Genomic DNA, 23541 nt, shown 5'->3' on the forward strand with positions numbered 1-23541 from the left:
GGCGTGCTGTGGGACCGCCAGCAACTAGCGGAAGCATGTGATTGAGAATTCCGGGAAGAAACAGAGGGACTCGCTCTGCAACCGCCGCCAATACCAGTGCGGGTAGCGAATGTCGCTCGATCCACCGGTTCTGATCTAAGCCCTGCGACCGAATATCAGACGTATAGAGGCAGACGAACCACCCAACTTTTTTCGGCGAAATGGCAACTGACAGTATGGTCCCGGAGGAGTATGTGGCGCTTGATTTCAGACCGGATACTTCGTGCGGCGCCCGCGCCAGCGGGTGCAAAGGAACGCTTTTACCAGCTCATTCGAGACGCCCAATCTTCTGCAAGCTCTTCAAATGAATGTATGCCGCTGAAATCAAGGGGCGGAAGTTGGGCGAAGCTGGGGCCGTAAGCAAGCTCCGGCTCGGCTCGAGTTAGCTTTGCAATGTAGGACACTGCTCATTTAGAACGCAGCATTCTCCCGAGCATCAACAACTGCGGAGACGTGATCGACTCGCTGGCGGAGTCGGCGACCGGGTGCGACGCAAAAACTGCGACAACCATCTCCGCCTCGGGTGCTACATAGAGGCGCTGGCCGTGTATGCCCCGTGCCTCGAACGACCCCAATTCGTCGTTCGAAACCCACCACTGGCTGCGATACGAGTAGGAAGAGTTGACTTTTGCTCGCTTTCCACCTCTTCGCACGTCATGCACGACAGATGCGGGAATGAGCTGCTTTCCATTCCATTGGCCTTCGCACCGCATCAGTTCGCCAAAACGCGCAAAGTCTCGCAGGGTAGCGCTCAGGCCACCCTCAGCCAGCGGCATGCCACCCGGGTCGACCTCTAGATAACCGTCCTCCTCGCAGCCGAGCGGCGCCCATAGGCGCTCCTGCAACAATTGAGCGAACGAGCGGCCGGTAACGCGCATCATGACCCAACCCAATACTTGGGTGTTCAGGCTCTGGTAGGCGAACTCTCCGTGCACCCCTTGCTTGCGCACGGTCCTCAGGTAATCGCACGAGGTCCGGGGCCCGTCGTAGCCAGCCGGCCGCGGTAGTCGTCCAAAGGCCCATCTATACTGCCAGATGTCAGAGTGCTCGTCGTAACCCTCCCTGAAGGTCAGGCCAGTTTGCATGTCCATTACCTGACGGAGAGTGGCATCTTCCCATGCCGTGGTTCGCAACTCTGGCAAATAGTGCGAGATGATCTCAGACTCGTCCAGCACGCCTTCATGTACGAGTGCCGCGGCGAGAGTGCCGGTGTACGACTTCGTGCACGACTGGCACTCATGCGGCAGGTGGGGCTCGAGTGCACCGAAGTAGCGCTCGTAAACAATTTTTCCGCGATGCAATACCACGACGCCATCAACGTAGGTGTCGATCAGCGCGTCATCGAAGCGTCTAATGACACCATTTACGTCTGCGAAAGAGAGCGCGTCAATCTCGTCGAACATTTCGCCGCGGTCGAACTGGGAAGGTTTGCCCCGTCCGCGCCACACGTTGACCGTTGGCATGAGTTCGCGCATATGCGAGAATGACCAGCGTATATGTGGGAAGTCACGAAATGTCCCGCCCCCAAACGTGATTCGCCTGTCGCTCGGCGCAGGCGCACCTCGCATCCAACCGAGCTCTCGTGGATCAGACGCGCGACCGTCGAGATAGTGATGTCCGTTGAATTCGAGGGTCCCCATCACAATCTCTCCTCTTTCGCGTTTGCGGTAACTGTGACCAACCCAAGTGTCATCAACTCGCTCCACTTTTCTCGTCTTAATGATTGCTGGTTGATCAGCACGTAGCTAATGACCAGGTTTCTCTCCGTCCCCTCGCCGATGAACTGCGCGACAAAAGGGGTTAGCGGACTTTCATACAGCTCGGCCGGCGCCGCTAATTGCTGGATCACCCCGTCGTTAAAGACCGCAATTCGGTTCGACATCGTCAGTGCTTCGTCCTGATCATGCATAACGTAAACCACAGTGATCCCAAGATCTTCGGAGGTGCTTGATCTCAAGCTGCATTTCTTCTCGCAACTGTTTGTCAAGCGCCCCAATGGCTCGTCTATCAGGACGAGTTTGGATTCGAACACGAGCGCACGGGCAAGGGCGACGCGCTGCTGCTGTCCGCCGGAGAGTTGATCAGGCCGGCGTTTTGCGTGAGCACCGAGCCGGACCATCTCAACCGCACGCTTAATTCTTACCTCTATTTCAGGCTTGCCGAGTTTGCGGACCCCTATCAATCTATCTAAGGCGATAGGGAGTGCAGGAAAGCCGAGGTGTACGTGCCGCGATCAGATCAGAGATAAGTGCTGCTGTCATCGGCGCGCCGCTGATGCCCATGTGGCCGTGCCCAGTCGCAAAGACCACGGAGGGATGGCGGGGATGGCGATCTATGATGGGCAGACTGTCTGGTGTTGACGGTCGCACACCCATCCATTCGCTCACTTGACCGACTGAGAGATCCGGCAGCATCGCTTGAGCGGATGCCTGCAACTTCTTGCTCTGACCCTTGGCCGGCGCAGCATCAGGTGCCTCGAACTCGGCGATGCCGACGATACGGAGACCTTCACTTAGGGGCGTCGCCACGAATGCTGAAGCGGCGTCTGTAACCGGGCGGCTTATAGCGCTGTCAGCGCCCGGCATGGTAATGTGATAGCCGCGCTCGCTGGCTAAAGACAAAGTGACGCCAAGGGAACGCCCCAAATCTCGGCTGGCGATCCCAGCGGCAATTACGACAGAATCAAAGCCTTGGACGCCCGAATTCGTCCGGAGCTTCACTCGGTCTGCCTCTGGCTCTATAGCCACGACAGACGCTGTCTGGACCGTTGCCGCTAGCGAAGCCGCCCTGTCCATTAATCCCTGCACAAGACCTGGTGGGGACGTAACGTGGCCGCTGTCTGGAAAGAAGATGCCGCGGCGATAGGAGCGAGACAATTGAGGCTCTAATTCGAAAACTTCGTCGGATGAGATTCTTTGAAATCGAACGCCCTTCCCACTTCGCATTGCGTCAATCATTTGATCCAGAGGCCCCAGTGAATCGCCTCTGAAAACATGCAGTGCGCCATTCGGTCGGAAATGCCGGTTCCAATCAACCTCTCCAAGCATGTCTTTATAGAGGCTGGAGCATTGAGCGTTCAGAGCGTGAAGCGCATCGTAAGTAGGCCTCCAATTCTTTAGGCGTCCGGTGCTGAGGAACCGAAGCAACCAAGGAAAGGTGCGAGGAAGTTCTCGCGGCGCCAGACGTACCGGACCATTCGTGTCGATGAGCCACCGCATGGCTTGGCGCATAACGCCCGGATACGCCATTGGGAGGGACGAGCCTGCATTATACTGTGCCCCGTTGCCCCAGGAGCACCCGTGGCCAACACGGTCCTTTTCGAACACCGTAACCTGGTGCCCCTCACGGGCTAGCATTAGCGCACAACTTGCGCCGACGACACCTCCACCAATGATAGCCACGGTGCGACGCTCAGACATTTCAGGGGCCCTCTTCTTGCGGGTCGTTAACATCGTTGCGAACGCTTAGAACAGGAGCCAGGCGGCGCTGACGGCTCGCTGTTGCCGCCGCATTGATCTAGCTCGATGCGGCGCGATTTTGACATTGACCTATTACACCCATTTGCTGCCCTGCACACTCATATCTCAGCAGCAACAGCGGCTGTTCGGTATTCGCCTTCTCAGACGGTGAACAGGTCAACGGGCCCCGCCCCCGAGAGCTCTTCGATACCGGTTGACGTGACTAAGTAAGTGCCGCCCAACATTACACCAAGGCCGTCGCGGGGGAGCGATAACCAAGAATGGACATAAAAGGTTATACCGGGCACCAACGTACCGGTAGAAAATCTATCGAGTTGAAGTGAACTCAACCAAATAGGAGGATAGGCAATACCAATGCCGACACCAAATCGCATCTGCGCGGCCTCGCCCAAACCAGCGCGCTCGATCGGTTTACGCGAACCGTTGTCGATGTCAGCGACTTGCGCGCCAGGACGGCATTCTTCCAGGCCAGCCAATAGCGACTCCCGGGCGACATTATACAGCTTGCGCGCGCCTTCGCCCGGATCGCCCGTAGCCAAAGTTGTCATCGCCACACTATGATATCGCCGGGCCACGCCGGCGAACTCTAGGTGAACAAGTTCGTTTCTGCCAATAATTTTCGGCATAGGGGTTGCGTGGCCGCTTGCTGAGCGCGTCCCACTCCCACATTCGATCGGAAGCGCTGGATAGTCACTACCAGCTTCCCGGGCTGCCTGTTCCACGGCTGCGCAAAGAGCGATCTCGCTGATCCCAGGCTGCAGGCTTTTCCGCGCCGCTTCTACGCCCAGATTTGCATAGCGGGCGGCTTCTCGCATGTAGTTAACTTCAGCTTGTGACTTTATGAGCTGGAGCTTGTTGAGTAAGTGACTGATGTCCCCAAATTGTGACTTCATGGCAGCTTCGAGGGCCCGCATATAACTCCCGGTGACCGCCGGTGACTGCATATCTAAACCTAAGCGACCATTTGCTATTCGGTGATCGTGAGCGATTTCGCTGACCAATTTAGCCACATCGTCCACGAAGAGTTGATACGTCCGGACATCTGTCAACCAAGAAGTCTCCTTCACTAACGGAAGGTCCAAGTTGCGGACTAACAATGTTGGATCCCGGCTTTCATCGACGCTGAGTATGAGAGCTTGCGGACAAATGTTGGCGCAAACTGAATCGTACCCGGTGAGGTAAAAGAGGTTTTCTGGCGCGACAATAACACACCCATCATAACCGGCCGCGGCAAGCTCTTCACGAGCTCGTTTGAGTCGGGATCTATGCTCTGTTTCTGAGAAAGCTTGGAACACTGGCTTGACCATCAATATCTCCCTGAGGTTCTTCAAATCCCGGATCTGTCACCGCCGCAGTCGTGGCTGTGCGCCATATTCGATTTGCCTTGATTAACGAATGTAACGCGTTTTTACGGCAACCTTGATCGCGAGCAATTTTTGCTCCGATGAGGGTCGGCGACATCGCCGCCGACGACTACTAGGACTAAGCGGTGCATGGCAGCCTGCTCAAAGTCGAAGGCGATTGACAGGAGCTTTCGCCTCGTCCCACAGTCGCTTGCGACATCAATGATTGTACCCATCTTCTACTGCCTTATGCCGCCTTCTGAGACTGGAAGCAGCGTTGCCGAAAATACAGTTCAGCTCGCTGTGACGAGGCGTTCAATTGCAGATTCGATCAAACAGGACGGCTTTTTCACGTTCCGTCGTGTCGAATTCTCGAAGGCGGAATTCCACCGGCTCCTTGATTTTGGGTGGCCGTCAATTTAACACGATAGAGTTGCCCGCATTCCATGAAACGGAGACCGGAGTTCCGCTGGTGAACTGAGGCTGCCCCCGATTCTGTTGCTTGACTGTGATGCTTTCTTTTCCACAGCGAACCACATAGCGGGTCAACTCGCCCAGAAACAGCGCGTTCTCTACAACACCATCAAGGACATTCCCGACATCCGTGATCGCGCCGCGCGCGCTTATATCAACATGCTCCGGCCGTACAAAGAGCCAACCGGATTCGCCACGTGACTGTCCGTTTAAACGAACCACGCCAGATTCTTGGTTGCCAATAGTCACCCTGCCCGCTCCGTTCTCGACTTGGTCGACGCGACAGGGCAGTAGGTTAGATTCGCCAACGAAAGACGCTACAAAACGGTCCTGTGGACGATAGTAGAGGCTCTTGGCGTCCGCAACCTGAACGAGCTTGCCTTCGTTAATTACGGCAATCCGATCGGACATGACCAGCGCTTCGTCTTGGTCGTGCGTGACGAAAATGACCGTGATATTCAGCTCTTTTTGGATACGCATGATCTCGATTTTCATGTGTTCGCGCAAATTGCGGTCGAGAGCACCGAGCGGTTCGTCCATGAGCAGGAGGCTTGGGTCGAAGACGATGGCACGGGCAAGCGCAATACGCTGCTGCTGTCCACCTGAGAGCTGGTTGGGATAGCGGTCGCGATATTCGGCCATCTTAACGAGTTCCAAAGCGCGCAGTACTTTCTGCTCGATCTCGCCTCTTGCCACCCTGCGAACTTTGAGAGGGAAGGCGACGTTTTCAGCCACAGTCATGTGCGGAAACAGCGCATAATTTTGGAACACCATGCCAATACCACGCTCATAAGGTGGCACGTCCACAATCGAGCGACTACCGAGCAACATGTCGCCGCCACTAGGCGGCTCAAAGCCAGCGATCATCTTCAGCGCGGTAGTTTTGCCGGAGCCGGACGGCCCAAGAAACGTCACGAATTCGCCGGGCTCAACGTAGAGATCGAAGTCGCGCACGACGTGCAGCCCGCCATACCATTTCTGGATTTTCTTCATTTCAAGACTGGTGGACATTGTTGCCCTCCCTTTCATTTACCTGTGCCAGCAGAGATACGCCTGTCGTGCCGCACCTTGATCCAGTGTGCTGTCAAGATTGCTGCCGCGACGAGGATGACGATGAACGTCGAGGCCGCACTGAGCAGCGGGTTGAGTTCGTACTTGATATCGTTCCAAAACTTGAAAGGTAGCGTCAGCGTTTGCCTTCCGATCATGAACATTGTGATAAGCAGTTCGTCGAACGAAGTTAGGAATGCGAGCAGACCCGCCGTCAGCAGCGCCGGCTTGAGGAGCGGCAATGTCACAAGGCGGAGGACCTGCATCGGACGGGCGCCATGGATGGCGGCGGCTTTTTCGAGAGACTGGTCAAAACCACGCAATGCCGCGGCCATGACGACAACAACGTACGGCACTGACAGGAGGACATGACCGATTACCAGTCCAGCGAAGCTGCCGAGCAAGTGAATGCGTGCCTCAAACATGTAAAGAGCCGTCGCGATAATGATGACAGGCACCATGAGAGGTGACAGGCAGAATAGGAATAATGCTCTCTTAAACGGCAACGTTGTTCGCACCAGCCAAAAGGCGCCCATTGTGCCAATGATCGTGGCAAAAAATGCAGAGACGAACCCGAGCTTGACGGAGAACAGAAACGATTCGTGCCAATCCGAGGCGTGTCCCAGTTTTACCCACCATTGCAGCGAAAAGCCTGGAGGAGGAAAAACCACGAAAAGGGAAGAACTGAACGAAAGCAGGAACACCACGATCAGGGGCGCTGTTAGAAACAGAAGCGCGAGGATCGTGTACGCCCAAAGCCAGCAGGCTTTACGTGTCAGAAGTGGCTTAGTCACCAAATGGATCAGGGCTTCTACTGTGGTGAGAATTGGCTGCACTGCCTGTTTCACATCCCCGAAAAAACGAGATTTCGAGCGGGGCTTTTGGCTTGTGATTTCGACACTAGGAGAAGCCCAGATCATTTCAAGCGGAATGAACAGGCTTGCGAAGAAGAGAACCCCGATCGTGACTAACAGGAGCACAATTGACGACGCAAAACTGAGTTCGAAGTTCAACAGCGTCGTCATTTGCGTGACGATCAACTGCGTTATCATTGCATCGCGTGGCCCTCCAAGAAGAGCAGGCGTAATGTAGAAACCGATCGCAATGATGAAAATCAGAATCCCAGCAGAAAAGACGCCGGGTAGCGACATAGGGAAATACACGCGCAGGAAAGCCTGGACCGGTTTAGCGCCTAGTATTTGTGCGGCGCGCGCAAAATTGTGGTCGATCCGTACCATCGAGGAGTACATCGTAAAGATCGCGATCGGCATAAACACGTGTACCATCCCGATGACAACGCCAAAGGTCGTGTTGAGGAGTGGCAACGGCTCCCTGATGAGACCGAGCCAGATCAAAGTGTTATTTATTGGCCCTTGGCGACCGAGAATGATCATCCAGGCGTACGTCCGGATGAGGAAGGCCGTGAACAGCGGAACAAGAATAAACAAGGTCACAATTGACAAGGCGCGCGATTTAATCTGTGTTAGCAGGTAAGCGACGGGGTACGAGGCTGCCAGTGACAGAAGCGTGACGATCAACCCAACCTTCAGGGTCTGAAGCATGACGCTGAAGTTTGTCTCGTCAGAGAATATGCGTGCATAGTGCGAGAAGGTCAGTTTGTCACCTTCGACGCTACCCCAAAGAATAATCGATAGCGGTATGACGAGGAATCCAAGCAGGAGCACGACGATCGGCGCGGCGATGATAGCACCGCGGATCCGTCGGTGTTCCAGCAGCCCGTTCAGGTGATTTTGGCTCCTAGGCACATTTGCGCCTGCCGCCTCCGCGGCCTTTTCTTTTGCCAGGAGAGTCATGTGTTTTTGCTCCGTCCCTAAGTCCCTCATGTCCGACTTTAATTCCTCTAACGGTAACCGACGGTACGGAAGCATGTTCCGGAATCGATGCTTGCGTTATGCGCCACGACCGGGCCCGTCTCGGGCGCTCAGATAGGTGCCAATGGCGCCACATGGATTTTCTCAAGTGGCTGGCCGATGCTTCCATCGAAGCGCCACTTGAAATTTCTCACGTTACGGACGGGGATGGCCAGCTCTCAACGAATCCTGTCGACTCGCCAGTTAACAACCTCGTCTCAGAATGCCGCTGCGGCAAGCCTTGCCGCAGCGGCAGGCGATCACTTTGCCAAGACCGCCTGGCAACGTTCGATTGCGTAGTCGAGGTTGGTTTTGCCATCGGGTCTAGGCTTGGACCACCACGCGTAGTCTTGGGTAATCTGCTTCTCTGCGATCCCAGGCGCTCCCGGCAAGTTCTCGGCCAGTTCTTTTGGAAGGAGTTTGTATGCGTCTTTGTTCACAACACCGTAAGGAATTGCTTCCGCAAAGGCCGCTTGCGCTTCTGGACGGGCAATATACGCAAGGAACTTAGCCGCGTTCACTTGGTTGGAAGAACCCTTCACGATCACCCAATCGTCGTACTGCAAAAGGGATTGATCCCAAGACAAAGCCACCGGTGCGCCTTGCTTCTGCAAGCTGACAATTCGACCATTCCACGCGGATCCCATGTCGGCCTCGCCGTCAATGAGACTCTGCGGAGCCAAGCCACCCTCGTCCCATCCCCACCAGCGTCCAACGTCGGGGGCGATCTGATTTAGCTTGGCAAAGGCGCGATCAAAGTCGAGCGGATAGAGCTTTTCCGGCGGAACGCCGTCACCCATGAGCGCTCCTTCGAGCAGACCGCCGTAGAGGGTATTACCACAGTTCGGAAGGGCCCGCTTCCCCGGGAACTTCGCTACGTCATATATGTCGACCCAGTTTTCGGGATGTTTAGTGCCTTGGGGGTATTTTTTGGTGCTATACGTAGGAACGACAGAGTAAGTGTGAGAGCGAAATGAATATTCACCTCTCGCCTCTTTGGGGATGCCCGCCAGCGTTTCCTTCGAAAAGTAGCTGTAATCGATCTTGTCGACAAATCCTTTGTCGATCCAGTTCGAAACTTCACCTCCACTGACAAACGTCAGGTCGGCTTCAGGCTGTCCGACCTTTAACGAGGCCATAAGCTTTGCATTTGTTGTAGGAACCACCACTACTTTGATGCCGGTATCGCGGGTAAATGGTTCGAACCATGCCTTAGTGCGGGCATCGTCAAATGCCCCTCCGCCGCCAGTTGTGGTTACGAGTTCGCCCGTTCCCTTGAGGTTGTCGGGAATTTCATCTGATAGCGCGGCAGCTGGCAACGATGCCAACAGAAGCGCCGCACGGACTGCAAACTTCATGGTAGTGATTTTCATTGGTTATTCCCCTGATTTTAATGGGTTCACTCCCGATTGCGTTCATTGTGTCGCGACGACGGGAGCGTTGCGCGCGACACATCGGCCTTTGCTTCTTCCCTCCACTGCTGTTTCGAACTTATGTCTCGGTTAGCTCCAGATCCCGGTATGCATCCAGGCCATTGTCTGTCGGCAGATAAGCGCCGCCGATCAGGACGCTTTAACCAGCTGCAGACCGCATGCGCGTGTGGATTAGGAAGTTTGTATCGGTCTCGAACCGTTCGCCCGATTCACGGGTAACGTCGGAGCATTCGATCCAACTGTGCTCGGGGGCCAGTCGCTCTCGATGTCCCTCTTCCGAAAAAGCTGGATGAGGTTTGATCGGGACTGCGGGGCGCAACATAGTTATGGTTCCCTGATTGTGTTATGTCATTTAGTCATTGCACTATATCATTCTCACAAGGTGGCGCAATATAAAAAATTTCGCGTCTTCGAATAAGGAATGGCGGAAAACGGACCTGATCTCCTTGAAGGGGAGCATGAGGATATGTGGGGCGGTCAAGCGGCGCGGGCCATTTCACCAGCCTCGTGATTGTCGTTCGCCAGACCCGGATGCCATTGCTGGAAGGTCGAGCTTAGGGAGCCGTCGAGGGTCTGCTTGCGGGTTTGCAGCAGAAGATGTGCGCCGATCCTGCTCCACTGCATCTGCTGTTTCTGGCGAACCGCTTGCTGATGACGGCGTTGACGGTGGCCTCCACGAAGGCCGAGGAAATGCGTTCTCCGGACCGGTAGCGCTCGCCATAGTTGATCAGGCTTGCGCTGTTGGAAGCGATGTACGATCGGAACTCGCCGACGGCCGTCAGGAATTTGCGCATGTTCGGGTAGTCCGTTTCGAGCGCTTCCGCATCGAATTGCAGATCGTCGATTTCCTCACGGGTAGGTATTGCCATGCCAAAGATGCCATTTGATCCTGCGCAGGGTTTCAATGATATCCTGTCCGGCCTGCCTCGTTATGGTTTTCCAGCCCTTGCGCGAACTGGCGCAGGACCGTGATGCGCATGGTGATGTGGAACCAGTCGAGGACATGTTCGCCTGCCGCGCGCGATCATTTCAGCGAGCGCGCGGACTTCTTCCCCACCGTCGGTGATGAAGGTGATATCCTGATTGGCCTGGACGCCCTGCTTCTGGACGCCCTGCTTCTTGAGATGGTCGAAAATGCGCCGTTGCGGCTTGCGATCGTAGCCATGGACAAAACCGATGTCGCACTGCACTTAAACGGGTTCTGCCTCACTTTGTGTGTCGGGATTATCCTGTGAGATCAAAACTCATGAAGGATGATCATGCATTCGAAAAAGCACTGGGCTCCGGGCAGCGGAGTGAAGGTTTTGCGCGTTGCGCGCACCGACGGCGCTACGGCTCTATAGTTGTGGATCTCGAGCGTCGATCTGTCGTCGATATTCTGGAAGACCGGAGTGTCGAACACGCGGCAAGCTGGCTGCGAAAGAACCCTTCAATCGAAATCGTAAGCCGTGACCGTTGTGGCCTCTACGCGCAGGCGGTCCGAGAGGGTGCTCCACATGCGATCCAGGTCGCCGACCGGTTCCATCTCGTACAGAATCTGCGGCTGGCGATCGAGGAGCAGATGAACCTGTCGGGGCGCCAAAACGGCAGGTCCATTCTGTCCGAAAAAGAAAACCTCTTTGCCGCAGCGCATCGGCGTCATGCGCGCTTGGCGCATCGACAATCCCGAGACGAAGTGTTCGCAAGGATCCACGCCCTGCGCAACGAAGGGCTATCCTTCTGTGAGATCGAGCGTCAAACCGGCTTCAAGCGGCGGACCGTCGCAAAATGGCTGAAATTCGAGACGCCGCCGGACCGGCGTCGTGGGCCCTTGAACCCAACATCGCCGTGGTATTTCGAGAAGTTCTTGGCTCAATGCTGGAAAGACGGAAATCGCTGCGGCCGGCACCTGTTCCATGATGTCAGGTTGCGAGGGTACACCGGCAGCCGCTCCCATCTGGAGCGGCTGCTTGGAGCTTGGCGCCGGGCCGACAATCGGACAGCCAGTGTTCCAGCAACAGAGGCCTTCAGCCTGGCTCCCATAAAAGATCCGGATACTGGTCATGCTATTTCGCCGGTCGTGGCGGCTGCACTCTGCATCAAGCCCCGAGGGCAACTGACCGATCAGCAGGCACGTAAGGTCGACGCGTTGAAGGGATCACTGGCATTCGCAAGAATGCGTAGTCTGGCAATGCGCTCCAACGGTATCTTGCGCGGGCGCCAGCCCGAACCCTTAAGGCGTGGATAGACGACGCCATCGATTCCGATCTGTTCCCATCATGCGCTTCGCTCGCGTGCTGCGGCGAGATATCGATGCCGTCTACAATGCAATTGAGCTTCCATGGAGCAATGGCCAGACAGAAGGACAGATCAATCGCCTCAAGACGCTAAAGCGAGCGATGTACGGCCGGGCTGGCACCGAATTGCTTCGGGCAAGAATGCTGCCACTTCGCCACACAAAGTGAGGCAGAGCCCAATTAAGTGCCAAGCGACACTCGCTCCGGGCTGTATGGCAGGAGGATGCTGGAGATTGAACCAGCCATCTCGAGCGACAACAGTACTTCACCTGTACTTCCCGTCCATGGTCTGGTCGCGACCTACGTGGAGGTTTTCGCGAACGTCTGGAGATGGCGCGTCCTGCTCGTACAGAACGATGACGCGACCGGCAGAGAACCACCCTCTGGGGTCATTGGCCTAATCGGCACGAAGCTGCGATTTTGGCCAAGTTGTGGAACGTTGAGAGAACGGATTGACCGCCCCGCCGTGATCACCTGAGACTTCGCTCCTGGAACAGGGAGTGGATGTATGGGTGTGCATGTTTTGCCAGAGGAACTGGCCAAGGAGTGGAGCCTCTCGTTTGCCGACATCGAGTTTGTGAACGCCAAGCCGGCGGCAACGCGGCTCGGACTGGCGGCGCAGCTGAAATTCTTTGCCGCGTACGGATTTTTCGCTGTCGCGGCGGCCGACCTTCCTGGAGAGGCCGTAGCCTATCTGGCAGAGCAACTCGGCGTCGGTCGGGGCCAGCTTTTCGGTTACGATTTTTCGGGGCGTTCGGGGCGGCGCCATTGCGCGGAGATTCTGCGCTATCTCGGTTTTCGCCGGATGCGGCGAGCGGATCGAGCCGCCCTTGCGAACTGGATAGTGACGGAGCTTTGCCCCGGCGGCATGTCGGTCGGGGCGACGCTCGAGGACGTCTTTCTCTGGTGCCGAGATCACAGGATTTTCGGTCCATCGCGCAAGGAGATGGAGCGGCTGGTGCGCTCCGAGCGGCAGCGCTTCGTGGAATCCTTTCTTTGCGCTGTTGCGGATCGGCCTGTTCCGGAAACGGTCGCGCTGATGGAGGCGTCGCTGGTCGACCCGGATGGTCCGACAGGGTTCCATACGATCAAGGGGGACGCGGGTGCAGCAACGCTGGACAACATGCTTGCGCTGGCTGACCGGCTGGCCTTCATCAAGAAGCTGGATTTGCCGCGAGATCTTCTATCCGCTGCCGGCAAAACCCCGGATCGATCAGATCGTTCGGCGGATCGGCGCCGAAAAAGCGTCGGAGATGCGCCGCCACGCCCCGAGGCGGCAACTAGGCCTCTATGCCGTTTTCCTGCTGGTGAGGGAAGCACAGATCATCGACGGCATGATCGACCTTCTGGTGGAAACCATCCACAAGATCGGGGTGCGTTCGAAGCGCAAGGTGGTGGCCGGCATCGCGCGTGACATCGAGAAGGTTTACGGCAAGGAGCGGCTCCTGGTCGATATCGCGGGTGCCGCGATCGAGGCGCCGGGTGGCCGGGTCTGCGATGTGATTTTTCCGGTAGCGGGCAAGGATAAGCTTGCGGCGATCGTCAAGGAGCATCGGGCGAAGGGCACGCTCGAACGGCGCATCTACCAAGTGATGCGTGGCTCCTATGCCGGTCACTATCGACGCATACTGCCGAAGCTGCTTTCGGTTCTGGAGTTTCGTTCGAACAATGCCGTGCATCGGCCCGTGGTTGAGGCATTGGACTGGATCCGGCAGGCCTTCGACACCGGCTGTCGGGTGGTGCCGCGGAATGGCGTACCGATCGAAGGCGTCATTCCGCCGAAATGGCGCAGCGCGATCATCGGCAAGGACGGGCGCATCAACCAGATCAGCTATGAACTCTGTGTGCTCAGCCAGTTGCGTGACCGCATCCGGGCGAAGGAAATCTGGGTGGTCGGCGCGGACCGCTATCGCAATCCGGATGATGATCTGCCCAAGGATTTCGAGGCCAAGCGTGCGGCCTACTATGGTGCCCTGAACCTGACGCCGGACGCGCGGGCCTTCACGCACGAGATCCGGGCCGAGCTCGAGCGGGATCTGCGGCTGCTGAACGCCGAAATCCCACGCAACGATAAGGTACGTATCCTCTGGCGTGGCGAAAACCGTATCTCGATCACGCCGTTCCAGCCGCTGCCGGAACCGCAGGGCCTTCAATCGGTCAAGACCGAGATCGGGAGGCGCTGGCCGATGACGGAACTCCTGGATGTCTTGAAGGAGACTGCGCTCGACACCGGCTTTCTGGACGCCTTTGAAACATCGGCCTCCCGCGTGGCGCTTTCCCGCGGTGCGCTCGATCGGGGCCTGATCTTGTGCCTCTACGGATTGGGCACGAATGCCGGTCTGAAGCGCGTCGCGGCCGGATGCGCGGATGTCAGCTACGAAGAACTGCTTCATGTCGGACGGCGCTTCATCCATCGGGACGCGCTGGAGGCGGCTTGTGGGCGCGTCGCCAGTGCGACGCTGGCGATCCGCAACACCGCCATCTGGGGCGAGGCCGGCACGGCTTGCGCGTCGGATTCGAAGAAGTTCGGCGCCTGGGACGGCAACCTGATGACCGAATGGCATGTCCGCTATGGCGGCCGCGGCGTAATGATCTACTGGCATGTCGAAAAGGGCTCGACCTGCATCTTCTCGCAGCTCAAGCGCTGCTCGTCCTCGGAGGTCGCGTCGATGATCAAGGGCGTGCTGCGTCACTGCACCGACATGGAGATCCAGCGGCAATATGTCGACAGCCATGGCCAAAGCGCCGTCGGCTTTGCCTTCTGCCGCTTGCTTGGATTTGAGCTCGCCCCGCGCCTGAAGGCGATGGCCCGACAGAAGCTGGCGCTGCCATATCCGGGCCTGCGGGCGGAATTGCCCAACCTGCTGCCGATTCTTTCTACCGGCATCAACTGGGAAGAGATCGAGCAGCAATATGACGAAATGGTCAAATATGCCGCCGCCATGCATCGCGGAGTAGCCGACCCGGAAGCGATCCTGCGCCGCTTCGCCCGCGCCGAGGTGATGCATCCGACCTACAAGGCTCTCGCCGAGTTCGGCCGGGCGATCAAGACGATCTTCCTGTGCCGGTATTTGCGCCATGAAGAATTCCGCCGCGAAATCCACGAAGGCCTGAACGTGGTCGAGAACTGGAACAGCGCCACCAGCTTCGTATTTTTCGGTAAGGGCGGCGAAATCGCCAGCAACCGCCTTGACGACCAGGAGATATCCGTTCTGGCACTGCATCTGCTGCAGTCGTCGCTGGTCTATGTGAACACGCGCATGATGCAGTCGGTGCTGAGCGAGCCGAAATGGTCGGCGCGGCTGACGCCGGAGGATTATCGGGGCCTGACGCCGCTGATCTACGGACGCGTCAATCCTTATGGCCGCTTCGACCTCGATCTGGATCGCCGGATCGATTTTGAGCAGAAACAAGCGGCGTGACCATCGAAGGGAATGTAGAAATGCCTGTATCGAAGAAGCCCCGAAAGAAGCCAGTGGCGAAATCCAAGAAGCCAGAAAATGACAATGCTCTGCCTCCGATGCCGGACCGGCGCGGCATGGAGGGGTTGATGGCAGGTCTTTTCGGCGGACGGCGTGGGAACGACCCGACGGACGCCGCGCAAGACATCATGTATGAGGCTTGGGAAGCGACCGGTCGCAGCAAGCGTATCGCGCTGGCCAGGAAAGCGCTCAAAGTCTCGCCGTTGTGCGCCGACGCCTATGGGCTGTTGGCCGAAGAGGAGGCCGGCTCTGTCGAGGAAGTGCTGGACTACTACCAGAAGGGCGTCGCGGCGGGTGAAGAGGCGCTCGGACCGGACGGGTTTGAGGAATATGCCGGTCACTTCTGGGGTTTTCTCGAGACGCGCCCCTACATGCGGGCGCGGGCAGGTCTTGCCGCGGTACTCTGGCGGCTTGGTCAGCATCAGGAGGCCATCGACCATTATCAGGCGATGCTCGAGCTCAATCCGAATGACAATCAGGGCATCCGCTACGTGCTGGCCGGGCATTTGCTGGCGCGCGACGATATCAAGGCCCTGAGGAAGCTTCTCAAACAGCACGAAGACGATTGCGCTGCTGCATGGCTCTACACGCGCGCCCTTCTTGCCTTTCGTGAAAACGATCCAGGCGCCGGGAAGCTTGCCGAGGAGGCCTGGCTCGCGAACAGCCATGTGCCCGGCGTCCTGTCCGGCAAGCAGCCTTTGGTTGCCTCTCCGGACGGCTATATCACCTTGGGGGGCGAGGATGAGGCAGCTGACTACGTCGAGGAAAACGGCAAGGCCTGGCAGGCCACTCCCGGCGCAATCGCGTGGCTGGCGGAGGTTACCAGAAAGCTGAAACCACGAAGACGACGTAACTGACCGCCCGGAACCGATGGTCGTGTTCCGCCAGGCCGAGGGGATTGCCGCCGCGAAAAAGCGCGGCGTCTACAAAGGTCGGCCGCCGCAGATCGACCGCGCCGAAATCATGCGTCGACCGGAACAGGGCCACGGTCCAACCCAGATCGCCCGCGATCTCGGCATCTCGCGCGGAACCGTCTATCAGGTGCGGAAAGGCGAACCAGAATGAGCAAAGGCAAGCACATAACCCGTCTGACGCCCGCAGCCTGCGAAGAAATCCAGGCCCGCATGCTCGAGGCCTGTCGGAAGATCGCCGCGGATCATGGGCTGGTCATCGAGGGCGCAGGGTGGCACGGCCTGGACTCTGGGTTCTGCTTCGAGCCCGTGTTCCGTGTCAGCGTTCCCGCCTCCGACGGCACAGCATTCAATCTCGAGAAGGACCTGTTCGGGTTTCTGGCCGCGCGGTACGGACTGGCTCCCTCAGACTTCGGGCGCGAGTTCCGCACCGGAAGCGAACGGTTCCGAATCACCGGCATCGATCCCAAGCGACTGAAATATCCTATCTCCGCCGAACGGATTCCCGACCGTCGAGGCTTCAAATTTACCGCCGAAAACGTCGCCATGCTGCTGAAAGCTCAGAGCAAGTCATAACGTTCTACACTTGTTCCGCAACTTGGCCAAAATCGCAGCTTCGGGCCGATTAGGCCTACTAACGGCGCGCTCGCGAGCGGCTTCGTAACCGCCGAGCTACACCTGATGGGCCACGACCCCGATTAGGCCAACGTGGTGTCCAACAACCCTGTTCCGGCCGGGGACCTTCCTGCCCCTATTGGCCAGGTCCATGCCGCACTGAAGGGGACCTCCAGCGTCACGACAGAAGAAAAGGCTTAGGCGTAGAAACCGGCGGTTCCCATCAAGAGGTCGGTGACGCCTATTCCATCACCAGTCTCGAGGATGGAAAAAAGTTCAAATCGCTGAGACTCACGCCCGAGGAATACCGCGCAAAATGGGGCCTGCCATCGGACTATCGGACTATCCGATGATCGCGCCGAACTATGCCGCCGCTCGCTCGGTGCTCGCCAAGACGATGGGCTTCGGCCAGACGAGCACCCCAAACTGCAGGTGCTCCGAAGTGGCCGCTATCGGCAATGTCATTCGCGTCGACCGCAGTTGCAACCGCTGCGATCAGTCGGCTCCAGATGCTGCCTACAGAACCGATACGCCAATCGGAAGGCATTCACTGATAATTCGAGTCTAAGACAGCGCGATCGCGCCCAGCCAGATTGCCACGGAGGTTGCGCCGGCGTCAGGTGAACCGAGGGCGCGATTGCCGAGATAGGCCGCACGACCGAGCGCCGGAAACATGGCGCTGGTTGCCTTAGCGCCGTTCTCGGCGGCGCGCGCCGCGTCGGCGAAACGGCCGGTTCTCTGCCAGGCTTCCGCGGCGGGAATCAACGCATCGACCATGGTGCGGTCACCCGGCTTGGCGCCGCCGAGTTCCATGATGGCAGCGGTAGCATCCTTGAACGCTCCCAGCCAATCCATCGAGTCCGGCTCGACGACGCCGCGTAGCCGCGCGGCGGCGCGCAGCAGCGCAGTGGCATAGAACGGACCGGAACTGCCGGCAATGGCTCGGCGCAGCGCATTGGCAAGATCGGCGAGCAGGCGTTCTGGCGTCGAAAAGCTTTCGTCCCCCAGGGCACGGATCGCCTCCGCACCCCTTACCATCGATGCGCCGAGATCGCCATCGCCGGCCCTGGCGTCGAGATCGCCCAATTTCTCTTCGGCCGCCTCCAGTGCCGAAGCCACCGACATCGCGACCTGCTTGAGCCTGGGCGAAAGCGGACCCGACAGCGCAGGCGGCGGTGTCGACGAGGCTGGGATCGCGATCAGCTTTCGCTCGGCGATGCGGCCGTCGCCCGGCCAGACCGGCACTTCGGCTTTGTCGTCGAAAAGCGCATCGCGCTCCGCGTCGAGTATAAGCACAGTGAGCGAGCATCCAGACATTTCGATCGCCGTCATGAAATTGCCCGACCAAGAGCGCTCGACCGCCAACCCCCGGCCGCGAAGGTTCGCGAGAGCGGCCCTTGTGACGACCGCAAGTTCCATTGGGGGCGTGCCGCCCAGGCCATTGACCAACATCGCCAGCCGCATGCCCGGCTGCAGATCGAGATCGGAGACGATGGGATCGAGCAGCGAGGCGACGGTTGCGTCGGCGCTTTGCATGGCTGTCCGCTCGACTCCCTTTTCGCCGTGAATGCCGAGCCCGAATTCGATCTCGTTTTCGCCGAGCTCGAAGCCGGGCTTGCCGACCGACGGCACGGTGCAGGCACCAAGCGCCACGCCCATCGAGCCAAGTTTTTCGGCCGCCCCACGCGCGATGGCGGCAACTTCGCCTAACGGTAGACCACGTTCCGCAGCGGCGCCGGCGAGCTTGTGGATGAGCACAGTGCCAGCGATGCCGCGACGACGTTCACGAGCGACAAGGTTTCTGAGCGCCACGTCGTCGGCGACGGTCACTACTTCGACCGGGATGCCTTGCTGACGCGCCAGTTCGGCCGCCAGGCCGAAATTGAGCCGGTCGCCCGTGTAGTTCTTGACCACGAGCAGAGCACCCGCCGGCCCGCTGGCGGCAAGGATGGCGGCAAGCACCGCATCAGTACTTGGCGACGTGAAGACGTCACCAGCGACCGCAGCGGTCAACATGCCACGCCCGACATAACCGGCATGCGCGGGTTCGTGGCCGCTGCCGCCGCCGGAGATGACGGCTACCTTGCGCTGTGCAGCAGGCGGCAGGTCGCTGCGCACCACCACGTCTTCGCTGTCTAGCAACGCCAGTCGCGGGGAAAGATCGACGGTGCCTTCAAGCAGTTCGCGTACCAGATGCCGCGGATCGTTGATCAGCTTCTTCATTGTGGTCCCCCGTTGTTTTCCGTGCAATTCATTGTCGCGTTGCTGCGATCGGTAAATTCAGAATCCCGGCGGTGGCACAAATAGGCCGCCGCGTTCGCGCTCGAGCGCGCGGCCAATACGCAGTGCGCGTGCATCATCGAATTTTCTTACGATGATCTGCAGACCTGCCGGCAGCCCCTGCGTTGTAAGGCCTATCGGAATCGAAAGGCTGGCCAAGTCGAGATAGTTCACCAACCGGCCGAAATGGTTGGGCGGCTGGCTCTCGTTCACGTCCCCCAGGAGCACTGGCGTCCGGTGCGATCCAGGAGCGACGAAGGCATCAAAACCGTGCGCCGCATCGATAAAGGCAATTTGCGCCAGACGCCGGGTTTCCAGAAGCTGATAATATTCCGGCCCGGTCAGCGTCTTGCCGCGTTTGATGCGGCCGGCGATGACCGCGTCCACGGGGCTGTCAGGCCGGTCGACGTAGGAGCCGAGGAGCGCGTAGCTTTCCACGCTCATAATGTCTCCACCGCTGCTGAGATACTGGCTGATCGACAGCGGAAGCCTGATTTCGTCGAAACTGGCGCCGAGTGCTCGAAGCTCGACAATAGAGCGATCATGGAGGGCTCTTACTTCGGGTTCGACCGCTTCGAGATCACGCTCCGGCAAGATCCCGATCCGCAAATGCTTGATGTCTTTCTCGATGTTATCGAGCGGCCGAATGGACGGGGCATTGTGGGTGGAAACATCACGACGGTCAGCGCCTGCCATGGCTTCCAGCAAGATCGCCGCATCGCGAACGGTACGGGTCATTGGACCAACACTGTCGTGAGTGGGACACAGCGGAACGACGCCACCGCGGCCGACAAGGCCGATCGAAGTTTTCAAGCCGACGATACCGCACCAGGCGGCCGGCGTCCTGATGGAGCCGCCGGTGTCGGTTCCGAGCGCTGCCGGAACCAGTCCCGCAGCGACTGCGACGGCCGAGCCGCTGCTTGATCCGCCGGCGACCAGATGACCATGCTGTCCCCGCGGATTACGCGGCGCGCCTTGGACGGGATTGGTGCCCCATCCCCCATAGGCGAATTCGACCATGTTGGTGCGGCCCAAGATGACCATGCCCGCCATCTCAAGCTTTTCCACTACCGTTGCGGATTGACCCGGCAACCGATCATCAAGAGCATTCGATCCGGCGTGGGTCGCGTGGCCCGCATGATCGAATATGTCCTTGATCGCGAGTGGTATGCCGAGCAGCGGGGAGCACGGCGAGGCTGCGTTTCGCAAGGCGTCGGCTTTACGCGCCTGAGCCAGAGCGTAGTCGCCGTCAATTTCACAGAACGCGTGCAGATCCGCGTTCAGGTCGGTGATACGGCGCAACAGTTGGGCAGTCGCTTCGACAGAGGAAATTTCTCGGCGCGCAAGGCGCGACGAGAACTCTTCGATCGACCAAAATGGATCAAACGTCATTAAGCACTTTCGCCCATGGTCTTTGCCAGCGTTAAACCGCCGATCCCCGGTTTCCGATCACTGCGTCTACGATCAGGACGGCAGCGACATTGATGACGACGATCAGCGACGACACCGCGAAGACGGCCGGGCTGAACGACGTGTTGGCCTGCTGGAACAGCCAGATGGACAAGGGAAAGACGTCCACCGTGTAGAGGAAGTAGCTCAGCGTGAATTCGTTGAACGACAGGATGAAGACCAGGATCGCGCCCGACGCGATGCCGCCGCTGGCCAGCGGCAACACGATCTCGAAGAAGGCCCGCGGCGCCGAGGCGCCGAGTGTCTTTGCCGCTTCCTCCAGCATTGAATCGATGCCGCGCATGGCGGCCAGGCAATTGCGCATCAGAAACGGCAGGCCGATGATCGAATGCGCCGCGACGATCTGGAAAATACCGAAATCGATCCCGCTGGCGCTGACCAGTACGAGCAAAGCGATGCCAAGCACCACCGCCGGAAACACCACCGGCAATCCAAGCAGTTCCTCGACCAGACCCCTGCCCCAGAAGCGGAAGCGCACCAGCGCATAGGAAGCCGGCACACCGACCGCCACGCAGACCAACGCGGTCAACGCCGCGATCTCCAGGCTGACCAGCAGCGATTCACGCAGCCTGACGATGCTGGCATCGGGACCTGCGAGCATCGCCCAGACATCCTGGTACCAACGAAGCGACAGGCCGGGCGGCGGAAACTGCAGAGTCGTTCCGGCGGTGAACGAGACGAACAGGACCATGCAGATCGGCGCAAGGAACAGCGCGATGAGCACGATGGAGAGCCCCTTGATCAGCCGCCACTCGAAGCCGGAGCGGCCGGCGGCAAAATGGTCGCTCATCGCTCCGCCTCCACCCCGGTGCGAATCACCAGGCGGTTGAGCGACTGGACGCCAAGCGCCAACAGCACGAGAACGACCGACAGGGCAGCACCAAGCGGCCAGTTGAACAGCGAGCCCATCTGGTCGCGGATCACCACGGCGATGGTGGTCACCTTGAGGCCGCCCAGCAGCAGCGGCACCACGAATGCACCAGTGTTGAACCCGAAGACGAGGATCGCACCCGCCGCAATGCCTGGCCAGACCAGCGGCAGGATCACGTGTCGGTAGGTCCTCAGGCGATTTGCACCGAGCACGTTCGCCGCTTCCTCCAGCGACAACGGGATCCCCCGTAGCGCCGCGGCAATCGGCAGCACGGCCAGCGGCACCGTGGTCTGGACGAGGCCGAGCAACACCCCGGTGCGGTTAAACAACAGCGACAGAGGCTGTTCGATACCGGTGATAGCGGTGACCGCCTGGTTCAGCAGGCCGTTGGGACCGAGGATGGCCATCCAGCCGAAGCTCTGCACCAGCAGGCTGACGATCATCGGTAGAAGGATGCATATCAGGACGACACGGCGCGCCAGGGCCGAGGCGGTTCTGGTCATGAACAGTGCAATCGGAAAAGCGACGATCGTTGTAATGGCGGCGCTGAGCAGGGCCATCCAGATCGTGTCTAGAATGATGCCGATGTTGCGCGCCGTCGCGAGTTGCGCATAGGCATGCAGTGACCATGTGCTCCATTCGGCATTGCGCTCGCCAAGGCTCATGCGGACGACGGTAAAGCTGCAGACCAAAAGCAGCCCGATCAGCAATCCTGCCGGCAGCAGCAGCAACCAGGCGGGCGGCTTTCGAACCGCGACCTGGGTTTCCTGCTTGGCGGGTTTCTAAGTGTCGATCGCAGTCGGCGTCATTGGCGGACAAACCTGACCTTGTTGGGATCGACGCCGACCCATGCGGGATCGCCGACAGCGCATTGGCCTAAGCGATTTTCGGTCGATTGCGCGATGATCGTATTGCTATGCCCAAGCGCGATCTGCCAGCGGTAGAGCCCGCTGCGGAACTGCGTTGAGGCGATTGTCCCATGCAAAGCGCCAGCGCCCGGATCGGACGCGTGCACCAGGGTCTGTTCGGGACGAAAGATCGCATACATCCCCTCGCTCACCGGCCCCTGCGCCGCAGAATATCGAATCTTCGCACCACCCTCGGTCAACGCTAGCAACGCGCCTTTATCACTATCGACAAGGCGCTCGATGCGAAGAACATTGGTGTCGCCGAGAAATTCGGCGACGAATCGGGAGTTCGGCATGTCGTAGATCGCGGCAGGCGAACCGACCTGAATCACCTTGCCGGCGTTGAGGATGACAACCCGGTCCGACATGGCGGAGGCCGTTTCCTGGTCGTGCGTCACGTAGATCGCGGCGATGCCCAGCTTTTTCTGGATCGCTCGCAGTTCGACAGCCATATAGTCGCGCAACCGCCGGTCGAGGGCAGCCATCGGTTCGTCGAAAAGCACCAGTGCCGGCTCGGTCACCAGCGTGCGGGCCAGCGCCACGCGCTGCAATTGCCCGCCGCTGAGCTCGCCCGGACGACGCGTCGCGAATGTTTGGGGAGGCAGTTGCACCAGGTCGAGCGCAGTCCTGACCTTGGCTTCGATGACATTGGCCGCCAGACCCTGCATGCGTAGACCGAAGGCAATGTTCTGTTGCACGCTCATGTGCGGAAAAATGGCCAGTGACTGAAACACCAGCCCGACATTGCGCTTGTAGGGCGGCTTGCCGACGACGTCCTTGCCAAGGATGCGGATCTCGCCGGAAGTTGGCGTCTCCAGGCCGGCGATCATCCGCATCATCGTCGTCTTGCCGCACCCTGACGGCCCGAGGATGGAGACGATCTCTCCCGCCTGGACATCCAGGTCGACATTGTCGACGGCTTTGACCAAGCCCCGCGCGAATGTGCGCGAAAGGTTGCGGACCTCCAGGACAGACTGTGTTGCTTGCATTTTGCCTCGACTGAACAACAGCTACGAATGCGCCAGCTGGGCCGGCCGGC

At 58.9% G+C, this 23541-nt stretch carries 15 protein-coding genes and 5 pseudogenes; 7 read left to right on the top strand and 13 right to left on the bottom strand.

Going from position 1 to position 23541, the window contains the following annotated elements; all coding sequences use genetic code 11:
* Nucleotides 1-446: 446 nt before the first annotated feature.
* The 8 genes and pseudogenes from NKH36_RS24765 to NKH36_RS24800 form a co-directional block, all read right to left on the bottom strand.
* On the bottom strand, nt 447-1679 hold the full coding sequence (locus NKH36_RS24765) for a serine hydrolase domain-containing protein (protein ID WP_352958871.1): 1233 nt from the start codon (nt 1677-1679) through the stop codon (nt 447-449).
* Nucleotides 1680-1810: 131 nt separating this feature from the next.
* Nucleotides 1811-2212, bottom strand: a pseudogene (locus NKH36_RS24770) (ABC transporter ATP-binding protein); the annotation flags it as partial.
* A 10-nt stretch (nt 2213-2222) separates the two neighbouring features.
* Complete coding sequence (locus tag NKH36_RS24775) at nt 2223-3491, bottom strand: NAD(P)/FAD-dependent oxidoreductase (protein WP_352964953.1); 1269 nt, start codon at nt 3489-3491, stop codon at nt 2223-2225.
* 167 nt (nt 3492-3658) lie between these two features.
* The gene (locus NKH36_RS24780) at nt 3659-4825 is read right to left on the bottom strand and encodes a M24 family metallopeptidase (protein WP_352958868.1); all 1167 of its coding nucleotides are present in this window, start codon (nt 4823-4825) and stop codon (nt 3659-3661) included.
* 450 nt (nt 4826-5275) lie between these two features.
* Nucleotides 5276-6346: an ABC transporter ATP-binding protein gene (locus NKH36_RS24785; RefSeq protein WP_352958866.1), complete on the bottom strand. Its 1071-nt coding sequence runs from the start codon at nt 6344-6346 to the stop codon at nt 5276-5278.
* Between the two features lie 14 nt (nt 6347-6360).
* The gene (locus NKH36_RS24790) at nt 6361-8199 is read right to left on the bottom strand and encodes an ABC transporter permease subunit (protein ID WP_352958865.1); all 1839 of its coding nucleotides are present in this window, start codon (nt 8197-8199) and stop codon (nt 6361-6363) included.
* A 317-nt stretch (nt 8200-8516) separates the two neighbouring features.
* Nucleotides 8517-9629: an ABC transporter substrate-binding protein gene (locus NKH36_RS24795; protein ID WP_352958863.1), complete on the bottom strand. Its 1113-nt coding sequence runs from the start codon at nt 9627-9629 to the stop codon at nt 8517-8519.
* A gap of 537 nt (nt 9630-10166) precedes the next feature.
* Nucleotides 10167-10867, bottom strand: a pseudogene (locus NKH36_RS24800) (ISKra4 family transposase); the annotation flags it as partial.
* A 152-nt stretch (nt 10868-11019) separates the two neighbouring features.
* Here NKH36_RS24800 and NKH36_RS24805 point away from each other — a divergent pair.
* From NKH36_RS24805 to NKH36_RS24835, 7 genes and pseudogenes are all read left to right on the top strand, one after another.
* Nucleotides 11020-12133: pseudogene (locus NKH36_RS24805) on the top strand (ISL3 family transposase); the annotation flags it as partial.
* A 340-nt stretch (nt 12134-12473) separates the two neighbouring features.
* Nucleotides 12474-12869, top strand: a pseudogene (locus NKH36_RS24810) (DUF4158 domain-containing protein); the annotation flags it as partial.
* Nucleotides 12870-13218: 349 nt separating this feature from the next.
* On the top strand, nt 13219-15387 hold the full coding sequence (locus NKH36_RS24815; RefSeq protein ID WP_352958862.1) for a Tn3 family transposase: 2169 nt from the start codon (nt 13219-13221) through the stop codon (nt 15385-15387).
* Nucleotides 15384-16304, top strand: a complete 921-nt coding sequence (locus NKH36_RS24820) for a tetratricopeptide repeat protein (protein WP_352958861.1) — start codon at nt 15384-15386, stop codon at nt 16302-16304. The genes NKH36_RS24815 and NKH36_RS24820 overlap by 4 nt, the downstream gene beginning before the upstream one ends.
* Nucleotides 16305-16323: 19 nt before the next feature.
* On the top strand, nt 16324-16512 hold the full coding sequence (locus tag NKH36_RS24825) for a helix-turn-helix domain-containing protein (RefSeq protein ID WP_502912108.1): 189 nt from the start codon (nt 16324-16326) through the stop codon (nt 16510-16512).
* Nucleotides 16509-16934 carry a hypothetical protein gene (locus NKH36_RS24830; protein WP_352958859.1) on the top strand — a complete coding sequence of 142 codons (426 nt, stop codon included), beginning with the start codon at nt 16509-16511 and terminating at the stop codon, nt 16932-16934. Before NKH36_RS24825 ends, NKH36_RS24830 begins: the two co-directional genes overlap by 4 nt.
* 132 nt (nt 16935-17066) lie before the next feature.
* Nucleotides 17067-17385: pseudogene (locus NKH36_RS24835) on the top strand (Ros/MucR family transcriptional regulator); the annotation flags it as partial.
* 152 nt (nt 17386-17537) lie between these two features.
* Here the strand turns inward: NKH36_RS24835 and NKH36_RS24840 are convergent.
* The 5 genes from NKH36_RS24840 to NKH36_RS24860 form a co-directional block, all read right to left on the bottom strand.
* Nucleotides 17538-19196: a dihydroxyacetone kinase family protein gene (locus NKH36_RS24840; protein WP_352958858.1), complete on the bottom strand. Its 1659-nt coding sequence runs from the start codon at nt 19194-19196 to the stop codon at nt 17538-17540.
* Nucleotides 19197-19253: 57 nt separating this feature from the next.
* The gene (locus NKH36_RS24845) at nt 19254-20645 is read right to left on the bottom strand and encodes an amidase (protein ID WP_352958856.1); all 1392 of its coding nucleotides are present in this window, start codon (nt 20643-20645) and stop codon (nt 19254-19256) included.
* A 31-nt stretch (nt 20646-20676) separates the two neighbouring features.
* Nucleotides 20677-21513 carry an ABC transporter permease gene (locus NKH36_RS24850; RefSeq protein WP_352958855.1) on the bottom strand — a complete coding sequence of 279 codons (837 nt, stop codon included), beginning with the start codon at nt 21511-21513 and terminating at the stop codon, nt 20677-20679.
* Nucleotides 21510-22325 carry an ABC transporter permease gene (locus NKH36_RS24855; protein WP_352958853.1) on the bottom strand — a complete coding sequence of 272 codons (816 nt, stop codon included), beginning with the start codon at nt 22323-22325 and terminating at the stop codon, nt 21510-21512. The genes NKH36_RS24850 and NKH36_RS24855 overlap by 4 nt, the downstream gene beginning before the upstream one ends.
* 74 nt (nt 22326-22399) lie before the next feature.
* Complete coding sequence (locus tag NKH36_RS24860) at nt 22400-23491, bottom strand: ABC transporter ATP-binding protein (RefSeq protein WP_352958851.1); 1092 nt, start codon at nt 23489-23491, stop codon at nt 22400-22402.
* Between the last annotated feature and the right edge of the window lie 50 nt (nt 23492-23541).

Source organism: Mesorhizobium sp. M1312, from assembly GCF_040318115.1.
Classification (GTDB): Bacteria; Pseudomonadota; Alphaproteobacteria; order Rhizobiales; family Rhizobiaceae; genus Mesorhizobium.